The organism is Candidatus Kurthia intestinigallinarum, assembly GCF_003991225.1.
In the GTDB taxonomy this organism is placed as follows: Bacteria; Bacillota; Bacilli; order Bacillales_A; family Planococcaceae; genus Kurthia; species Kurthia populi.
Genome location: NZ_JTFC01000125.1, coordinates 1 through 1,051 on the forward strand (window position 1 = coordinate 1; position 1,051 = coordinate 1,051).

Annotated in this window: 3 protein-coding genes; all 3 read left to right on the top strand. The window is 32.4% G+C overall.

Features of this window, described 5'->3' with window-relative positions; all coding sequences use genetic code 11:
* Window positions 1-509 (top strand): zeta toxin family protein (locus QI30_RS19110; RefSeq protein ID WP_126992096.1); only part of this gene is annotated, 509 nt, incomplete at its 5' end.
* 62 nt (window positions 510-571) lie between these two features.
* Window positions 572-763 carry a hypothetical protein gene (locus QI30_RS19115; protein WP_126992092.1) on the top strand — a complete coding sequence of 64 codons (192 nt, stop codon included), beginning with the start codon at window positions 572-574 and terminating at the stop codon, window positions 761-763.
* A gap of 165 nt (window positions 764-928) precedes the next feature.
* Window positions 929-1,051: AAA family ATPase (locus QI30_RS19120; protein WP_148113903.1), on the top strand; the 123-nt coding region annotated here is incomplete at its 3' end.

Below are 1,051 nucleotides of genomic sequence, written 5' to 3' on the forward strand. Positions count from 1 at the left end.
ATTCCGATGAATTAAAAAAAGAAATCCCCGAATATCAAAAGATGCTTGATGCAAACCCTGAAATAGCTGCATCAATCGTTCATAAAGAAAGCTCATTAATGGCTTCTAAACTTTTAGAAAAAGCTATTGAAAGGGAAATTTCCCATATTTTTGATGGGACTCTTAAAGATACTCAAAAGTATATCAATTTCATACATTTACTTAAACAAGCAAAGTTTGAAGTAACATTGACAATTATTGATGTACCGGTAAAGATAGCTTTGAAGCGTAATCGTATTCGCTATGAAGAAGCAAAAGCAAATGGTGATTTCCCTCGATTAGTACCAGATGAAATTGTTATCCAGAGTCATTCTATGATTGCGAAATCATTTGTTGCATTAAAAGATTTAGTGGATCATTGGGCAATAGTTGATACTCAAGACAATTCAGATGAGGTTATTGCTACAGGGAGTTTGGGTAAAGAAACTATACTTAATAATAAGAAGTATCAAGAATTTTTAAGTAAATAATTTTTTTATTTTACTTTACTTATTAATTAATGTAGTATTATTAAGTTAAAGGAGAGGTTTATATGATGAACGCTTTAGAAATGATTAATGCTACTGTTGCTAAAGGAAATATGGGGCCAAAGCAGGATTTACTGCGTAAAAATGCTCAGTATATAGAGAGCTTCGAACGCAATAATCGTGAAGAAGAGTATCAGGCATATGTTTCCTCCTCAAAAGAATCTGAAAATAAAGTTCCTTGTTTAGGTCGGTTCTAAACACATACGAAAAAGAAAAAGGTAAGCTCATACTTACTTTTTTCTTTTTTATTTATCAAAAGTAGAAATTTGCAAAGAAGATTTTTGCAAAGTATCTTTTTATAAGTTATACTTTAGTTATTAAATGATAAGTTCGAAAATATATATCTATGAGGAGATGATGAAATGGCGATAACTATCGTGGTAGGGAACTTTAAAGGTGGCGTAGGTAAGACAAAGGTGTCAGTGATGGCGAGCTGGGAGCTGGCAATGGCACGTGGTAAAAAGGTGCTTTTAGTCGATATGGAC